17 protein-coding genes, 2 pseudogenes and 1 riboswitch are annotated in these 17,334 nt (G+C 59.4%); of the genes and pseudogenes, 10 read left to right on the top strand and 9 right to left on the bottom strand.

Features of this window, described 5'->3' with window-relative positions; genetic code table 11:
• Window positions 1–192: 192 nt before the first annotated feature.
• The 7 genes and pseudogenes from SLT36_RS26675 to SLT36_RS26645 form a co-directional block, all read left to right on the top strand.
• Window positions 193–501: pseudogene (locus SLT36_RS26675) on the top strand (integrase core domain-containing protein); the annotation flags it as partial.
• A 70-nt stretch (window positions 502–571) separates the two neighbouring features.
• Window positions 572–774: pseudogene (locus SLT36_RS26670) on the top strand (nodulation protein NodU); the annotation flags it as partial.
• 90 nt (window positions 775–864) lie between these two features.
• On the top strand, window positions 865–1,137 hold the full coding sequence (locus SLT36_RS26665) for a glycine zipper domain-containing protein (protein WP_432285006.1): 273 nt from the start codon (window positions 865–867) through the stop codon (window positions 1,135–1,137).
• On the top strand, window positions 1,062–1,322 hold the full coding sequence (locus SLT36_RS26660) for a hypothetical protein (RefSeq protein ID WP_432288539.1): 261 nt from the start codon (window positions 1,062–1,064) through the stop codon (window positions 1,320–1,322). Before SLT36_RS26665 ends, SLT36_RS26660 begins: the two co-directional genes overlap by 76 nt.
• Window positions 1,292–1,666: a hypothetical protein gene (locus SLT36_RS26655; protein ID WP_143977023.1), complete on the top strand. Its 375-nt coding sequence runs from the start codon at window positions 1,292–1,294 to the stop codon at window positions 1,664–1,666. The genes SLT36_RS26660 and SLT36_RS26655 overlap by 31 nt, the downstream gene beginning before the upstream one ends.
• A 1,120-nt stretch (window positions 1,667–2,786) precedes the next feature.
• Window positions 2,787–3,896: a histidinol-phosphate transaminase gene (hisC, locus tag SLT36_RS26650; protein ID WP_143977024.1), complete on the top strand. Its 1,110-nt coding sequence runs from the start codon at window positions 2,787–2,789 to the stop codon at window positions 3,894–3,896.
• Window positions 3,897–4,022: 126 nt separating this feature from the next.
• On the top strand, window positions 4,023–5,051 hold the full coding sequence (locus tag SLT36_RS26645) for an LLM class flavin-dependent oxidoreductase (protein WP_143977025.1): 1,029 nt from the start codon (window positions 4,023–4,025) through the stop codon (window positions 5,049–5,051).
• Window positions 5,052–5,312: 261 nt separating this feature from the next.
• Here SLT36_RS26645 and SLT36_RS26640 read toward each other — a convergent pair whose 3' ends face one another.
• The 9 genes from SLT36_RS26640 to queC all read right to left on the bottom strand — a co-directional run bounded on the left by SLT36_RS26640 (window position 5,313) and on the right by queC (window position 12,740).
• A complete protein-coding gene (locus SLT36_RS26640; RefSeq protein ID WP_432285005.1) occupies window positions 5,313–6,083 on the bottom strand; it encodes a hydroxymethylpyrimidine/phosphomethylpyrimidine kinase in 771 nt (256 codons plus the stop codon).
• Complete coding sequence (locus tag SLT36_RS26635; RefSeq protein ID WP_143974701.1) at window positions 6,074–6,679, bottom strand: thiamine phosphate synthase; 606 nt, start codon at window positions 6,677–6,679, stop codon at window positions 6,074–6,076. The genes SLT36_RS26640 and SLT36_RS26635 overlap by 10 nt, the downstream gene beginning before the upstream one ends.
• Window positions 6,676–7,449 carry a thiazole synthase gene (locus tag SLT36_RS26630; RefSeq protein ID WP_143974700.1) on the bottom strand — a complete coding sequence of 258 codons (774 nt, stop codon included), beginning with the start codon at window positions 7,447–7,449 and terminating at the stop codon, window positions 6,676–6,678. The genes SLT36_RS26635 and SLT36_RS26630 overlap by 4 nt, the downstream gene beginning before the upstream one ends.
• A 1-nt stretch (window position 7,450) precedes the next feature.
• A complete protein-coding gene (thiS, locus tag SLT36_RS26625) occupies window positions 7,451–7,648 on the bottom strand; it encodes a sulfur carrier protein ThiS (protein ID WP_006334020.1) in 198 nt (65 codons plus the stop codon).
• On the bottom strand, window positions 7,617–8,618 hold the full coding sequence (gene thiO / locus SLT36_RS26620) for a glycine oxidase ThiO (RefSeq protein ID WP_143974699.1): 1,002 nt from the start codon (window positions 8,616–8,618) through the stop codon (window positions 7,617–7,619). The genes thiS and thiO overlap by 32 nt, the downstream gene beginning before the upstream one ends.
• Window positions 8,615–10,450 (bottom strand): phosphomethylpyrimidine synthase ThiC, encoded by a 1,836-nt coding sequence (gene thiC / locus SLT36_RS26615; protein ID WP_143974698.1) that lies wholly within the window; start codon window positions 10,448–10,450, stop codon window positions 8,615–8,617. The genes thiO and thiC overlap by 4 nt, the downstream gene beginning before the upstream one ends.
• A 103-nt stretch (window positions 10,451–10,553) precedes the next feature.
• Window positions 10,554–10,670: riboswitch (TPP riboswitch) on the bottom strand.
• Window positions 10,671–10,951: 281 nt separating this feature from the next.
• Entirely contained in the window at window positions 10,952–11,689 is a 738-nt protein-coding gene (gene queE / locus SLT36_RS26610; protein WP_143974697.1) for a 7-carboxy-7-deazaguanine synthase QueE, read from the bottom strand.
• Complete coding sequence (gene queD, locus SLT36_RS26605; RefSeq protein WP_027055667.1) at window positions 11,686–12,042, bottom strand: 6-carboxytetrahydropterin synthase QueD; 357 nt, start codon at window positions 12,040–12,042, stop codon at window positions 11,686–11,688. Before queD ends, queE begins: the two co-directional genes overlap by 4 nt.
• Window positions 12,042–12,740: a 7-cyano-7-deazaguanine synthase QueC gene (queC, locus tag SLT36_RS26600; RefSeq protein WP_143974696.1), complete on the bottom strand. Its 699-nt coding sequence runs from the start codon at window positions 12,738–12,740 to the stop codon at window positions 12,042–12,044. The genes queD and queC overlap by 1 nt, the downstream gene beginning before the upstream one ends.
• A 530-nt stretch (window positions 12,741–13,270) precedes the next feature.
• Here queC and SLT36_RS26595 point away from each other — a divergent pair.
• From SLT36_RS26595 to SLT36_RS26585, 3 genes are all read left to right on the top strand, one after another.
• A complete protein-coding gene (locus tag SLT36_RS26595; protein ID WP_246135729.1) occupies window positions 13,271–13,552 on the top strand; it encodes a hypothetical protein in 282 nt (93 codons plus the stop codon).
• A gap of 677 nt (window positions 13,553–14,229) precedes the next feature.
• Entirely contained in the window at window positions 14,230–15,663 is a 1,434-nt protein-coding gene (locus SLT36_RS26590) for a phosphomannomutase (protein WP_432285004.1), read from the top strand.
• Window positions 15,663–17,078 carry a mannose-1-phosphate guanylyltransferase/mannose-6-phosphate isomerase gene (locus tag SLT36_RS26585; protein ID WP_027055671.1) on the top strand — a complete coding sequence of 472 codons (1,416 nt, stop codon included), beginning with the start codon at window positions 15,663–15,665 and terminating at the stop codon, window positions 17,076–17,078. Before SLT36_RS26590 ends, SLT36_RS26585 begins: the two co-directional genes overlap by 1 nt.
• The last annotated feature ends 256 nt before the right edge of the window (window positions 17,079–17,334 follow it).

Below are 17,334 nucleotides of genomic sequence, written 5' to 3'. Positions count from 1 at the left end.
AGGTCGATTTTCGTACCCGAATAAGCTCTGTTGACTGCAGCCGGTGCTTTCCTATGTGAATTTGCTTTGCCATGTCCCACGCCCCGATAAGATGCAGGGTCTTTCGCCACCCGCCTTGTTTGTTTCAGTGCATCTGACCTTGCCTCCAGTTTTTATCCAGTTTTGAGTTCGTTTCCGGCGTGGGTGCCCTACTGGGCGGATCAGAACCGCGTCGAATGGCATTACATTGCGCCCGGCAAGCCAATGCAGAATGGCTTCATCGAGAGCTTCAACGGCCGACTGCGCGATGAACTGCTCAACGAGACGCTGTTTACCTCGCTGGCTCAGGCGCGCGTAGCCATCGCCCTGTGGCGCGCCGACTACAACACTGCGCGGCCGCACTCCCAAATCGCCTGGCAGACACCGGCCGAGTTCGCCACTACCTTCAATCCGCGACGGTCGCTCGCGCTGCGCTATGCCAAAGGCTCCGCGCCAGCGGCCGTCGCTTCACCCGCCCAGTAGGGCACAACCCACGCCGGAAACGAACTCAAAACTGGATAAAAACTGGAGGCAACGTCAGCGTGCTAGACGGAGTGAGCTCCTGGTCGAATATGAACACTCACTGGCGTTCCGCTGCTCTGCAACACGAGTGCCAACCTTAACGGACGTGGGTTCTTTCCCGATGCCGCGGCAGCCTGTGAGTGGGGACGCGTGGACCACGTTTGGTGCAATGGGTTGCTGTTGACCAACCTGAAAAATCAACGACCGGTTGGCGAATGTGGTGCAAGCCGTTGAAATGAGCGCCAGAAACTACTGACCGTCCGCTTCCGCCTGACGGTTACATGCGTGTAGCCGAATAGCGGATGATTCCTATGAGGGTAGTTGATGGCGCTGGGCGCCAACTCTCAGCCGGAAAAGGGTACAGCGGTCGGCGGCCAGGGCGGCGCGGCCATAGGCGCTGCCGTGGCAAATGATCCGGTGCAAGGCGCCGTTGTTGGTGGCGCCGACTGCGCCGTTGCCGGTGCGTTGATCGGCCGGGCCAATGAACCGGACCGCTGCCCCTACCGGGATCGCTACGGGAAATGTATGCGAAAGTCTTTGGTGGGGCGGCAGCGTTGCTCGCTGACTGGCCGGCGATGGCCAGTGACGCGGTGTTGAGCGAACCGGCGCACTACAATCCCAATTTCTCTTTCGTCGGCGGCGTCGTCGTCATCGACATCGAGGCCAACGAGCTAGTTCGGCGGGAAATCTTCCTGGCGGGCTCCGTCGAATGCTTAGCATCTCGACAGCTTTGGCGGCTGGACCTCGTATCATGCCGCTGGGCGAGCCACTGGCCGGCTTAAACGCGACCGAAAAAGCCGAGGTCGCCGACAAGATCGAGATGCTTAGGCCGACAATGTTTCAATTCTACTGGTCGAGCACGACGATCCGTGATGCGTCTTTGCGACCGGATCGATCCTCGAGAAGTGAGCTGCGCAACACTTCCGATCCGAAGCATCTCGCGCGCTGGCGCTCGGAATGGCCCTACCGGCCCGAGATGTGTCTCGCCTGGCAGCCGCCGCCTCAAACCATCGTTGATTTGCAGATCCTTGGCGCGCTGTGCAATTTGGCGGACCATGTATCGATCAATGGAGCGGATCAGCTTGCTTCTAATGGCCGCCGTTTGCTTTTCGGGCGTCGCACCTGATTTCCTTCAAAAAGAGATGCAAGAAGCGTTCGATCCGGCACTGACCCTTAAGCGGGGGGCTGGTTTGAGTCGATGCCGGACCGAACCGTCTCAGGGCAACGCCGGCTTTCTGGTGGCAGATTGCCACCACGTCGCGGCTAAAACGTGGCGATAATGTGATACGGAATCACCGATTCCAACACGCACTTCGAAAATGTGACCTAGACGTTTGGGAAACGGCGCAGCGCAGCTGGTCCGGGACAGGGGGCCATCAGCCGCTCCGCGAGGTGGGCAAAGGTCAAGACCTTGTCGCGATTGTGATGAAATCACGCCGGAGTCGCGGTCGGCCCTCGTAGATGACATCGTCGCAATGGCGGTCGCCACGCCACTGGCGCCAGCTTTGCCAGGAGCTGATTAGACTGATGGCCCGGGCCATCAGCACCGGCACCGCGGGGACGCCGGGTAGACATTCTGCCGTTCGATATCATCTACCGGAGGTATATGAAACTGATGGAATTCTATCATGAGCGCAGAGTTTCCTTTCGCGGATGAAAGAAAGCTCGATTGACTCGCCCGCCCCATTCCGGTCTCGTGAATCAACGTGCGGTTGCGGCCTGCAGAAGTCAGTCGACGGACGCGATTCATGAAAGGAAACCCATGGCCAGGCATCACACCGCTGTGCACTCGACACGTCGCGGCGCCCCGACTTACGCCCAGGGCGTTTTTCGCGCTTGCCTGTGACCGGTCAAAATCCGCGGTGCGAGTATGTCAAATCGCGAGCGTGTCATCGCGGCCGTGGAGAGATGTGGCTCGGTGCAGGCAAAGGCGGCGCCTGCTTGGACTGACGCCGCGCCAGATTGGATACCCGCTGAGGAAATACGGCATCAGATCAAGCGTCCTTGAAAGGCCGACCGAAGCAAATATCAGGGACAAATCAAGCGTTGGAGGTTGGCGGAGCCTTGGCCCGATGACGAGTGGATGCGGACCTGAGCGTCGGGCCAATCCGACCCGGGAGGACAGCCCGCCCGACCTCACGGGGTCAATGTGCTGACAACGGCGGTGTGAACGAACCGTCGGTCGGCCATGTGCTTTAGACCATCGTTCATCCCGGATTCCCTCTGCGACTGAAACGGAGAAAAACATGTCCGATGCAAAACTTCAGAGTGTGCTTTCGTCTCTTTCGCAAGTGGCGAGACAGTTAGATGCTCTGCCATCCGATAGACCAGCGCCGGGTTCAAGTTGGGTAAAACTAAACACGAATGAGAACCCGTTCCCGCTTCCAGCAATCATAATGCAAAGCGCGATTGCAGCTCTCGAACGGCAGTATCTATATCCAGAAGACGATAACATCAGCTTGAGGGAAGCAGCCGCCAATGCCTACAGCGTCTCCATGGATCAGGTGATCGCCGGCAACGGATCGTCTGAATTGCTTGGACTTGTCTACAGAGCTTTCCTTGCCCCGGGGGATAGCGTGGCGATGATGTCGCCAGGGTTTTCGTTCAACCGCAAACTTGCAACGTTGCAGGGTGCTCAATTTGTCGAAATCAAATTTAGCGAAGATCATTCTTTGCCGATGGAGCAATTGCTCTTCGGTCCTGCAAAGGACGCCAAGTTCATTCTGTTAGCCAATCCGAACAATCCGACCGGAACGTTCGTTCCGGTGGCCGATATCGAACGCCTGGTAGCGAAATCGGACCGCTTGATCGTGCTGGATGAGGCCTACGTCGACTTTGCACCCGAGAATGGTCTACGCCTCATCAATCGCTATTCGAACCTTCTGGTCTTAAGGACATTTTCGAAAAGCTATGCTGCCGCCGGCGTTCGCGTCGGTTTCGGTTTCGGTCACCCTGAAATTATCGGCAGGCTACGCAACATCCAGAACGTCTTCAACATGAATGTGATCGGGCAGGCGGTTGGTATCAGCGTCCTTGCGCACCGCGCCGCCTATGCAGACAACCACAGACACATCAGGCATGAACGACGGCGAGTGACGCTCGCGCTCTCGCAACTTGGATTTTCCGTAATCCCTTCCCACGCAAACTTCTTGCTTGCCCGCGTGCCAACGGGACAGGACGGCTCATGGTGGCAATCAGCCTTTGCAAGGCAAAAAATACTTGTTGCCGTCTTTCCCGATAAAGGTTTGGAAAATTACATCCGCGTCAGCATCGGTACAAAAGAGCAAATGGATGCGTTTCTTCGTGCCGCTAGTCGTATTAGTCGAATATTGAATATGTCAAGGCCCCCGCATTAGGTTGCTAAGGCTCTGCTTTAGCATTTCTCAGGCAATAATCCGAGCGATTACACAAGCGAGAAATCTTGAAATTGCTTGGAATACGCAAGCAACCGGACTAGTTGCGTCAAAAATGGAGACAATATCATGAATAAGGCCTTTCCTTCAGGCCTAGCTGTCGGCATCTTCGATCATCTGGACGAGGACGGCCTCGATATCGCCCGACAGTACGAAGATCGCCTGATGTTAGCGGAGGCGTGCGATCACCTTGGGTTCTATGCATATCATCTCGCGGAGCACCATTGTACCCCACATGGGAGAGGTCCATCACCGAATCTGTTCTTGTCGAGCGTAGCCCAGCGAACCCGGCGCCTTCGTGTCGGCCCGTTGGTAATGCTGCTTGCCCTCTATCATCCGCTACGTGCGTTCGAAGAGATCTGTATGCTGGACCAATTGAGCGGTGGCAGGCTCGAACTTGGGATAGGGCGCGGCTCGCTCCCGATCGAATTGGGTTACTTCGGGATTGGCTCGGACGCGGCGCCAAACCACTATGCGGAAGCCAGCGAAATTCTTATCAATGCGCTGAAGGGTGGCACGCTATCCTATCAAGGTCGCCATTTTGAGTTGAACAGCGTTCCGCTGACGCTAAGAACTCATCAGCGTCCACATCCGCCGACTTGGATCGCCACCAATCGACCGGAATCGGCAGTCTGGGCCGCTGCGAATGGCGTGAACATCGCGTGCGTGGGACCTTCCTCTTCCGTTCGAAGAATCACTGATGCCTTCCGCGCCGGTCGAGAGCACACCAGTGAGGCGGACGACCAAGCGCCATTTCTTGGATTGCTCCGAATGGTCGTGATTGGGCGTTCTGAAACAGATGCACGTTCACTCGCTGCACCTGCTTACGAACGGTGGCTCAAGAGCTTTAAATTCCTTTATGATCTCAATGGCATGCCGACTCCACCAAACCTGCCGCTGAGCTTCGATGCAGCAATCGAGAAGGAATTGTGCGTGGTAGGAACGGCAGCTTCTGCGGGACAAGCTCTTCTTGATCAGCTGGAAGCGGCAGGTGCAAACTACCTCCTTTGTCAACCGGCGTTTGGGGATCTGTCGTTAGATGCTTCCCTATATACCGCAACGGCGATTCAATCCGCAATTATGGCTCGAGTTGGCTAACCCCGGTTCGAACGTTCGCCCACCCAACAACGTGCCAAGCGGCATGCGGTCGCTAGCGACGACTAGGTGCGGGTTTCGGATGACCCATCAACCGGTTGGCACAGAGGCATGCGGCTTCCTCCTCAAAGCGGCGTGTTGTTGATAGGCGAAAGCGACCGTGTATGCCGCATTCTCACCCCTCGGATAGGGCCTTCATGTCCTAGGAGTAGACCCACGATCGCCTGCCAGACTTGATCGGAGCGTTGGATACGTTCGGCCCGATCAGCCTCTCGGCCCGATGTCCTTCGATCCGGCAAGCGCATCGAAAACATGTTGCTTGGCTTGGCGCACGCTCGCTTCCAGCGACGCTCCAAGAGCAAGCGAGGCGGCGATTGCGCTGGCCATCATGCAACCCGTTCCGCGCATCCCTCGCGGCAAGCGGGGCGCCTCGAACCGAACTGCAGGTTGGTTCGGCTGCAAAAGCACGTCGACGCAACGGGTTCCTTGTGCATGGCCGCCCTTGACGAGTACGGCGGTCCTCACCGTCCTCGATAGCTCTTCAGCCTGACGACAAGCCCCTTCTTCGTCCGCGGCGGGTGACGAGCCGGTAAACGCAGCCAGCTCGACCAGGTTAGGCGTTACAAGCCGGCAGATCGGCATCAGATCGTGGCGCAGCATATTAATGGCATCGTCCGCCAGCAGATTGCGTCCCGAGGTAGAGGCCAGGACCGGGTCGAGTACCACAGGCACTTGGCGGTTGACCAAAACAGCGCCGACTGCCTCAACAGCCGCCGATGTCCCAATCATGCCTATCTTGACGGCCGCGACAGCGTTGGCAGCGAACGCGGCGCGCATCTGAGCGGCGACAAGCTCCGACGGCACAAGCTTGACGTGCTCGACAGCCGAGTGCGTCTGGACTGTCACGGCGGTGACGGCAAGACAACTGCGCAGCCCGAAGGCGGAAACCGTTTCTATATCGCGGGCGATACCAGCCCCGCCGCTGGAGTCCGATCCGCCAACGACAAGCACATGCGGTTCTCGCCTCAGCGCCATTGGTCCGTCTTTTCGATCCATTCCCGCATGCGCGCTTCCGGGTCGTCGTTCAGCGTGATGTCGGTGACCACCGCCGCGCTGTCGGCATCAGCCGCGAAAACTCCGTCGAGCCTGTCAGGGTTGAGACCGCCAATGGCGACCAATGGGATTGGCGCTATCCGATGCTTCCATTCTCTGATCCGTTCGAGTCCCTGCGGCGCCCATTTCATCGTCTTCAGGATGGTGGGATAGATCGGACCGAGTGCGATGTAGTCGGGCATGGCCGTTATGGCCGTTTCCAATTCTGCATGATTATGAGTGCTGAGCCCGAGCCTCATGCCGGCCGCCCGTATCGCCAAGAGGTCGGCGGTTTGTAGATCCTCCTGACCGAGATGAACGAAGTCGCAGCCTTCCTCGATGGCCAGTCGCCAGTAATCATTGATGATGAGCTGGCACCCGTATCGCGCGCACAAGGCCTTCGCTGTGCGGATCTCAGCGCGCAATCCGGCTTCGCCCATGGTCTTGATGCGAAGCTGCACCAGCTTGACGCCGAGCGGCACCAGCCGATCGATCCAGGCTGCACTTTCGACGATCAGATAGAAGGGATCGAGCTTCATGAGAAAACCGCCCTGCCGATCGTCGGTGTCGAGGGCACGGCGACGTCACGCGGTTCAAGCATTCCCGAACTGAAAGCCTCACGACCGGCCTCGACCGCCTTGCCGAACGCACGCGCCATGCCGACCGGATCGGCCGCCTTGGCGACCGCCGTGTTCAGGAGCACGGCGTCGAAACCGAGCTCCATGACCGTTGCGGCGTGTGACGGTCGCCCGAGCCCCGCATCCACAATCAGCGGGACATCGGGGAAATGTCCGCGCATCGAGCGCAGCGCCGTAATGTTGACCGGGCCGAGGGCCGAACCGATCGGTGCGCACCACGGCATCAAGACCTTGCAGCCCCCCTCCAGCAGCCGCTCGGCGACGACAAGGTCATCGGTGGTATAGGGGAATACATCAAAACCGTCCTCGCACAGGATGCGGGCGGCTTCGACCAGGCCGAACACGTCCGGTTGCAGCGTGTCGTGGTTGCCGATCACTTCGAGCTTGATCCAGCTCGTGCCGAAGACGTCGCGCGCCATTTTCGCAGTGGTCACCGCTTCCTTGACGGAATGACAGCCAGCAGTGTTGGGCAGGATTCTGACGCCCAGCGAGCGGATCAACGACCAGAATTTCTCGCCGGCCCGACCGCCTGCCATCTCACGGCGCAGCGAGACGGTCACCACCGACGTGCCCGATGCCTTGACCGCATCGGCAAGGATGGCCGGCGAAGGATATTGCGCGGTGCCGAGAAGCAGGCGGGAAGGAAGCGTCGTCCCGAGAAGCTCGAACATGCTAGCCTCCCTGCATCGGCGAAAGGATTTCGATCCGATCGCCGTCGCTCAACCGGAATTCCGCCCGGTTGGCTTTGTGCACGAGGTCGCTGTTGACGGCGGTCGCCAGCCAATCGCCCTCATAGTCGAGCGCGGCAAGCAGCTCGGCCAGGGTGTTGGCGGCAACCTCATGCGCTTCGCCGTTGACCAACAGTTTCATGAGCAAGCTCCTTGGTTCTGTCTTGATTGAAAACCAGCTCGGCAGCCTGGCGCGCCATGGCGGGGGCGAGGAGAAAACCGTGGCGATAGAGCCCATTGATCGCGACGGTGTCTCCGCTCGTTTCGACGCGCGGCAGGTTGTCGGGAAAGGCCGGACGAACGCCGACACCGGTTTCAACGATCTCGGCCTCGTCAAAGGCCGGATGGAGGGCATAGGCCGCGACCACAAGCTCCATCATTGAACGCGCTGTGACCGGTCCTGTGGACTGGCTCTCGATCATCGTCGCGCCAACCATGAAACGGTGGTCGGTGCGCGGCACCACGTAAAGTGGAAAGCGCGGATGAAGCAGCCGGACTGGGCGCGACAGCGAGACATCAGGCGTACGCAGGATCAGCATTTCGCCCCGAACGCCACGCAGCCTTGCATCGACGGCGGACATTCCCGTGCAGTCGAGCTGACGATCGAAACCGGAAATCTGCCGGGCATCGGCTCCAAAGCGGAATTCGACGCCCATCGCCGCCAGCCTGTCATGCAGTGCCGCCATCGCCTGGCGTGGGTCGAGATGGGCTTCGTCGGGGAAGAACAGCGCACGGCGGAAGCGACCGGCGAGGTCCGGCTCGAGCTGTGCGATTTCGTTTTCATCGACAGGCCTGTACCCCGACGTGCGGTTGGCAAACCGGTCGAGCTCGCCCGCATCGCGCGGCGCGGCCACGACCAGTGTTCCGGCCCGCGTCACCTGCCCGGGCGTTGCCGTATCCCACCAGTCGGCGGCGTCGCGTCCGAGATCGAGCACCGGCTGCTCGGCGCTTTCACGCTCGCACCATGGCGCCAGCATGCCGCCGGCGAACCACGACGCATTGCCACCGAGGCCATGCCGGGTCTCGACGACGGTCACCGCCGCGCCGCGAGCGGCGAGTTCGAAGGCTGCGGTGAGACCGGCGACGCCGGCCCCTTGGACCAGCACCCTCATGATGGCTCATGCGCCTCCGACATCAGCGGTGCGCCGGCCTCGTCCGCCGGCACATAGAGATCGCCGCCCTCGCGATATTTCGCCGCCATCGCCGCCATGCCCTCCTTCTGCGCCTCGGCGCGGATGTCGTGGGAGATGCGCATGGAGCAGAATTTCGGCCCGCACATCGAGCAGAAATGCGCCACCTTGTGCGCCTCCCTGGGCAAGGTCTGGTCGTGAAAGGATCGCGCTGTTTCGGGGTCGAGTGACAGGTTGAACTGGTCCTCCCAGCGGAACTCGAAGCGCGCCCGCGACAGCGCATCGTCGCGGGTTTTCGCGGCCGGATGGCCTTTGGCGAGGTCGGCGGCGTGAGCAGCGATCTTGTAGGTGATCACGCCAATCTTGACATCGTTGCGATCGGGAAGGCCGAGATGTTCCTTCGGCGTCACATAGCAAAGCATGGCGGTGCCGAACCAGCCGATCATTGCGGCGCCGATACCTGAGGTGATGTGGTCGTAGCCTGGCGCGATATCGGTCGTCAGCGGCCCAAGCGTGTAAAAAGGTGCCTCGCCGCAGACAGCGAGCTGCTTGTCCATGTTCTCCTTGATCTTGTGCATCGGCACGTGGCCAGGCCCCTCGATCATCACCTGGCAATCCTTGGCCCAGGCGATCTGCGTCAGCTCGCCAAGCGTTTCCAGCTCGGCGAATTGCGCCGCGTCGTTGGCGTCGGCGATCGAGCCGGGACGAAGACCGTCGCCAAGCGAGAAGGACACGTCATAGGCGCGGCAGATGTCGCAGATCTCCGCGAAGTGCTCGTAGAGAAAGCTTTCCCGGTGATGATGGAGGCACCACTTGGCCATGATCGAGCCGCCGCGCGAGACGATGCCCGTGACCCGGTCGACGGTCAGCGGGATGTAGTGCAGCCGCACGCCGGCATGGATGGTGAAATAGTCGACACCCTGTTCGGCTTGCTCGATCAGCGTGTCACGGTAGACCTCCCAGGTAAGGTCCTCGGCAATGCCGTTGACCTTTTCGAGCGCCTGATAGAGCGGCACCGTGCCGATCGGCACCGGCGCATTGCGTACGATCCATTCGCGGATGTTGTGGATGTTGCGGCCGGTCGACAGGTCCATCACCGTGTCGGCGCCCCAGCGGATCGCCCAGACCATCTTTTCGACCTCTTCGGCCATCGAGGAGGTGACGGCGGAATTGCCTATATTGGCGTTGATCTTCACCAGGAAATTGCGGCCGATGATCATCGGCTCGCTTTCGGGATGATTGATGTTGGCGGGAATGATCGCCCGCCCGCGCGCCACTTCGTCGCGCACGAATTCGGGTGTGACGAAATCCGGGATCGCCGCGCCGAAAGCTTCGCCGTCGCGCTGCAGCTTGCCGCGCAGGATCTCTCGGCCGAGGTTCTCGCGGATGGCGACGAACTCCATTTCAGGCGTGATGATACCGGCGCGCGCATAGGCAAGCTGGGTCACCGCCTTGCCCTGCTTCGCCCTGAGCGGCCGGTTACGAATGGGAAATTCCGGTGTCAGGCGCTCGCCAGTCGCAAATCCGTTGTCCTCCGGCCGCACGTGGCGGCCACCATGGGCCTCGACATCGCCGCGCGCCATGATCCAGTCGTGGCGAAGTCGGGCAAGGCCCTTTTCGATGCTGGTTTCGACAGTCGGGTCCGTATAGGCGCCGGACGGATCGTAGACGGTGACCGGCGGCTCGCCGGCTGTCGGATGGACGGAGATTTCGCGCATCGGCACTTTGATGTGCGGATGGAGGACGCCAGACTTGTGGATCTTTCGCGAGGCGGGCAGTGGTCCCGTCGACACGGCGGGGGTGAGGGCATCCATCTTGAGGCTCCTTTGCTCATGCATTGGAGACCCAGTTCTGTGCCGGAAGGATGAAAAGACGCTTCTGCCGACCTGCCGAAACAGGATCTCGGGCGTAAACCCCCGCAAAGCGCTTGCACCGTCCCTACGCCAGTATGAACTGGATCAGGTTCAACGGGTCACTGCGCCGCGAAAGCCAGCAGTATCTCAGCCCCTTGCCGGGACTCCCCTGGTGAATGCGCCGAATTGAACGGGCCGGCGCTATTTTGTCAAGCGCATTCGTCCCGCAGCGGTGATCGGCGACCAAACAAACCCAGCGGAAAAGCATGGTAGTATCGAGAGCAAGTCACGCTCCAGAGGAGCGGTGAAGCGCCCCCAATAAGGCGAGCCCTCATGCTGATTTCGGTGCCTTTTCCAGCACGGTGTTTTCGGGGCTTTCCGGAACAACACTGCTGCCGCCCAGTTGGCTGAGATTGCTATAGATGTCTGTCTTGCTCGTCGTCGGCAATCCTTCCCCTTCGGCTAGACGCCCCGTTTGTTTCCCCAGAGCAGAACATGAAGCTGCGGCAGTACACGCGCCTCGAACCACCTGTCACGGGTCACCTTTTCAACCAGCCATTCCATGCGGCTCATCACACCGGCCATGTCGATGAACGCGTCTTCGTTGCCGGGACGCGGCGGCGTGTGATTGCCGGGCTGCAGATAGACGGGTAATTGCGGGTAGCGCGCCGCGGCGTCTTTGGCATAGGCATAGTCATCATCGTCGAAGACGACGAGCTTGAGCGCCATCTGCGGCTTATCCTGCGCCGCCTCTAAGCAGGCGTCGAACGCGGCCCAATCTGTCGTCATTTCACTTGAGGGCGGCTTGGGGCTGAGCACCAGCACGTCGAGATCCGCGAACCATTGCTTAGACACCGAACCTTGGGTTTCCAATGCAAAACGGTAGCCCTCGCTATGCCCGCGGTCGATCAAATGGCCAAGCGGCTGGATGGCCGGATTGCCGCCCGACAGCGATACCATGACGGGCTGACCGCCGGAAAGTGCAATGACCTTTTGCCAAACCGCGTCGGGAGACATCATCTCCCAATCATGGCGGAAGCGACGGTCCACCGCATGCAGGCTGTCGCACCAGGAACAGCGATAATCGCACCCGCCGGTTCTTACGAACACCGTCGGCAAGCCGATCAGCACGCCTTCGCCCTGAATGGTCGGCCCAAAAATCTCGCTCACCCGGATTCCGGGATGCAAGGCGCAAGTCATGGCCGGTATTCCGCCCAGGTTTTCGGCGTCTCGCTCACCCGCACGGCGGAGGTTTCGGGTAGCCGCACCTTGCACCAGTCGTAGAAGTGCCTGGCCAGGTATTCCGCTGTGGCATGGTCATGCCCCAGCACGTCGTTAAGATGCCGATGGTCGAACGTCCCATCGATGTAGTGCTTGAACGCCGCCAGATCTTGGTAGTCGCGCACAAAGCCGTGTTCGTCCAGTTCGCCACCTGAAAGCTCCACTACGACGATGTAGTTGTGGCCGTGCAGACGTGCGCACTGATGATCTGGTGGCAAGGAGGTGAGCTGATGCGAGGCCGAGAAGTGGAACTCTTTGGTAATGCGGAACATCACGCGCTCCTTGTCTGGATAGCGTGGAGCCAGAAGTCCGCGTCCTCATAATCTGTCGGGTCGGCAATGCCGGCCAGATTGAATGCTTCGCGCCGTTCGACGCATGTCCCGCAGCGACCGCAATGACGTGCGCCGCCCTTGTAGCAGGACCACGTCGCCTCGAACGGTGTGGCGTACTTTGCCCCCTCGCTGACGATGTCGGCCTTCGACATATTCACATAGGGAGCGTAAAGGCGGATATCGGCGTAGCCTGCGAGCGCATGGTTCTGCATCGTCTGAAAGGCGTCGATAAAAGCGGGCCGGCAATCGGGATAGATGAAATGATCTCCGCCATGGACGGCAGTGGCCACCGCATCGGCCTTCTGCGCGGCGGCAACCCCGAAGGCGATAGCCAGCATGATGGCGTTCCTGTTCGGCACCACCGTGATCCTCATGGAGTCTTCGGCATAGTGCCCGTCGGGCACGTCCACACTATCAGTCAGCGCCGAGCCGCTCAGGTTCCGGCCAACATCGCGGATATCGACGATCTGGTGCGGAACACCCAGCCGCTTGGCGCAGATGGCGGCAAAGCCGAGTTCCTTTTTGTGCCTCTGGCCGTAATCGAACGAAAGCAGGCCAATGAGTTTCTGCTCGGTCGCCACCTTGTGAGCGAGCGAAACAGAGTCCAATCCGCCGGAGCAGATGACGAGGGCATTCATGGTTTGAATCCTTGTTTTGACCGGGTAAGGCTGCGACCGGAGATTTCTCTGCGTTCCCACTACTCCACGGAGCCGGTTTTGTGAATGGGGTGGACGCGATTGAGCGCACGTACCTTGTTGTCAGCGTCCCCAAGATGACTTTGCACGCGACTTGTCGCGCATCTTCGACCGCTGGGGGGCTGAGTCCGGCGCTGCGTATGTAGGCGTATAGACGATGCAGAAATCACTGCTGTGGCGCAGCAGCATTCCCGACACACCTTCGGCTTGTCCGGTTTGCCCCAGAACTTGTATGTCCCGAGTTTCGGCGACAACGCAAGGGTCGACCGGCAGTCCAGTGAAAGGCTTCTGCCGCGTGCTTTGCCGTTTTCTGGTCTGCGCATAGATCGCCTCGAGCCGCCGCGCCTCGTCATTGGTCAGAGCTGGGAATTCCTTTCCGAGGGCGCGGCTCGATAGGGGCCACCATTCTGGTTAAGGAAACGGAAGAGCAGATCGATCAGCCGCTCGGGCATGTCGATAAAGGCATTCACCTATTGCCGGAATTGATCGTAGCGCTGCAGAAAAGCTGTTTCGTCAGGGAGGTACCGTTCGATCGTCCGCCGAGCGCAGGCAAAAAGAAATTCGGCGTGCGGGGTTGCATCGAAGTGTCAGTAGAAATCCGCGGTGTCATTCAGCACCCGGACGTTGAATTGCGGCGTCAGTTCCCATTCGACCAATGGCAGAAGGCGCTTCGAATAGCTCTCCAGCATACGCCTGTACTCGTCGATCTGGTCCAGGATCGCGGCCGATACGGGAACACCACTCCCGGCGATTGAAGCGGTGCATGGCAAGGACGTGGTGGATCAGGTAGCGGTGAATGCGGCCGTTTCCGTCCTCGAACTGATGGATGTAGACAAAGCCGAAGGCGAAGATTGCGGCGGCGACGACTGCATCAAGGTTTTGCGCTAGGCCTTGATCGAACGCAATTCCAGAACAACTTTCCTAGACTGAAGGCGTCGCAAGGCAAGACATTGTCGGCGCTGATCGTCATCCCAACTGATCCAAGCATCGGTTCCTGCTTCTTGGGTCTGGTCGGCGAGCGCTCTGGCTGACCTAATCCAAATACCTAAGAATCACACGGTTCCATTGCGCTGATCGAGACGGCCTTCTAGCCCTATCCATGCCATGGATGCATTCCATCCAAACAACCAAGTTTACGGACCTGTCATGATGCTGCATAGCGAAATACCGGCAGGCACCGATCGATCACTCCACTGCCTTGATCATTAGATGAGCGCGCCAATAGATTCCAATAGAAGGAGAACTGTGGATGCCCCTGTGCCAGTGGATGCCCTGCTGTTCGGCGGAACTCTGAGGGGTCCTTACGCCACACCGTGTTGTAGAGACCGCATATCTAAACAGCAGGTGGCTGACAACGATGGCGCTTGCAATAGAAAGTACTGGCCCATTGCAACATGACCCCACCCTGCCTGTCCACTAACAAAGCGAAATCATGAAATTCGGGTCAAGCGGCGTTCGAGGATTGGCTTCGGAATTGGTCGGCAAGGCCAGCGGACTTTATGCCGAAGCTTTCGCTTGGCGTTTGATTTCCAGCCGGGTTCAGCCGAATAGTCCGGTCTTCATAGGCCGCGACCTACGTGACAGCAGTCAGGCGATAGCCGACAATTGCATGGCGGGGTTGGCCGCAAATGGTTTCCAGCCGATCGATTGCGGCACCATACCTACGCCTGCCCTGGCACTATATGCATGCAAACACGGCGCGGCGGCTCTTATGGTCACCGGGTCGCACATTCCAGCCGATCGCAATGGCATCAAATTCTATGGCCCGAATGGTGAAATCAGCAAGGCGGATGAGGCCGCGATTACGCGCTTTGTAGCCGAAAGATCAATTGCGTATTGCTTACCAACGGCTTGTCTGGGAGCGACGTGGCCTATGCACCGTGAAGAAGCGATCGCGTCTTATCGAGAGCGCGCCCATGACATGCTGGAGCCGGGCTCACTTTCCGGCATGAGACTTGGTGTCTATCAGCACAGTTCGGTCGCGGCGGAACTGTTGGTACAGGTTCTTCGATCGCTCGGTGCCAGCGTGGTCGCCGTCGGGAAAACCGGGACCTTCGTACCTGTCGATACCGAAGCCGTGGACGCAGCAACAATCGCAAAATTGAAGAAGTGGGTCCGCGAATTCGGTCTCGATGCCATCGTGTCGACCGATGCGGACGGTGATCGGCCACTCGTCGCTGATGAAAATGGCGATCTTCTTCGCGGCGACCTGGTTGGGCTTGCAACGGCTCTTTTCCTGAAGGCAGACACGATCGTGACGCCAGTGACCTCCAATTCGGGAATTTCGAAGGCCTTTGGTTTCGCGGTCCAGAGGACGAAAGTCGGGTCTCCATTTGTCATTGAAGCAATGGAAGCATTACACGGCGCCGGCGGCGTCATCGTCGGCTTTGAGGCCAATGGTGGTTTTCTGCTGGGCTCGGATTGTGCGGTGAATGGGAAGACATTGACTGCACTGCCGACGCGGGACTCATTCCTCCCGATCCTGGCCGTCCTCGGTACCATGGCGTCGACAAAAAAGAAGCTGTCGCGACTGCGCGGGCTTTGGAATCTTCCTGTGTGCGCCAGTGACCGGCTTCAGAACTTCCCTGCGGAAAGTTCACGCAGATTGATGGATCATCTCGCAAGCCGGAACGCACTGCAGCACTTTCTTGCCTCGTTCGGGACCGTCGCCGAAGTTGACGAAACCGATGGCCTCAGGGCGCGGATGCTTTCAGGTGAGATCATACATCTGCGGCCTTCCGGCAATGCCCCGGAACTGCGCTGCTACTCGGAAGCTTCGACCGAGAGCAGGGCCATGGCGATCGTCGCCTCGACGCTGCAAGGGGCACAGGCATTCGCGCTTACAGACGAGATAGAGGACCTTTGATGAAAGTGGTTCCGGTCATCATCAGCGGTGGAGCTGGTTCGCGGCTCTGGCCCGCCTCAAGGCAATCGCACCCCAAACCTTTCCTCAAGGTGGCGGATGGACTTTCGCTCATCCAGCACACCGTGTTGCGCGCCGCTTCGATGCAGCATGTCGTGGAGCTTGTTACCGTGACGTCCACGGGGCACCTCTTCCTTACGAAAGACGTTTTCGACGAGCTGGATTCCGTTGTTTTGCCACGCACCTTTCTGCTTGAGCCTGAGGGTCGGGATACCGCCGCCGCCGTCGCTGCGGCAACCGTCCATGCCAAGGCAACACAGGGTCCCGATGCTGTTCTGTGTATTTTTCCCGCCGACCATATGATTGGTGATCTGCCCGCATTTCAAACCGCCATGAACCGGGCAATCGAACAGGCGCAGCAGGGGCGTATCGCAACCTTGGGCATAACCCCGGATAGGCCAGACACCGCATTCGGCTACATCGAGGCCGACGGTGAGAAAGTTGTCCGGTTCGTCGAGAAACCGAACGCCGAGACTGCCAAATCTTATGTCGCGTCCAAACGTTTCTTCTGGAACGCCGGCATCTTCTGCTTCAAGGCACAGGTCATGCTCGACGAAATGGCTGCGCATTGCCCGGAGGTGATCGATGCCGTTCTCGATAGCTATGATAACGCTCGCGTCAGCCACGGCGAACATGTTGCCAGCGTCGAACTCTCATCTGAGCACTTCGCCATGGCGCCGCGTATTTCACTCGACCGAGCGGTGATGGAAAAAACCCACAATCTCTCCGTCGTTCCCTGCGAAATGGGGTGGAACGACATTGGATCTTGGAACGCAATGGCCGAACTGGTCGCCGCTGACGGGAGCGGCAACAGGATTCGCGGCGATGTCCACGTGGTCGACACCGTGGGCAGTTACATAAGCTCGGACAAACGCGTCATCGGCACCGTCGGCATCAGCGACCTGGTGATCGTGGATTCCCCAGATGCATTGCTTGTTGCATCCCGTGATCGCGTCCAGGACGTCAAGAAACTCTTCGAGGGCCTCAAGGCTGCGGGACATGAAGCGCATTTGCTTCACAGTACCGTGCACCGGCCCTGGGGCACCTACACGGTTCTGGAGGAAAGCGAGCGCTTCAAGATCAAGCGCATCGAGGTGAAGCCGGGCGGACGCTTGAGCCTGCAGATGCACCATCACCGCTCCGAGCACTGGGTCGTGGTCAGCGGCACTGCGAAAATAGTCAACGGCGACCAGGAGCTACTCCTGACCACTAATCAATCCACCTATATCCCTTGCGGCCACAAACACCGGCTCGAAAACCCCGGCAATATCGGACTGGTGATGATCGAGGTCCAAAGCGGCGAGTATCTCGGCGAAGATGACATCGTGCGGCTTGAGGACGTATACGGTCGAACCTGACAGTCCAACGTCACATGCCCTACGGTGGCTTGCAGACCGAACCTGCGTCGGCATGTGGGCTGTCAGGCGACCGGCTGCTAGGCGAGGCAAACCAGAACAGGTTTTATGAGTACGGCTAGTGAGCGATGTCGAACGACAGGCTGGCCGAATTGTTGAGACGGCAGTTTTCCGGCGAGATTGTCAGACGACACTTGCGCATCCGCTGCAACGGCATGCGCTGCTACAGCCGCTCGAGTTGCGGAAGGTGATCGGCAAT

This window comes from Aminobacter sp. BA135, assembly GCF_050859125.1.
GTDB classification, from domain to species: domain Bacteria; phylum Pseudomonadota; class Alphaproteobacteria; order Rhizobiales; family Rhizobiaceae; genus Aminobacter; species Aminobacter ciceronei.
The sequence above is the reverse complement of the archived record's forward strand: the minus strand, read 5'-3'. Positions and strand labels throughout refer to the sequence as shown.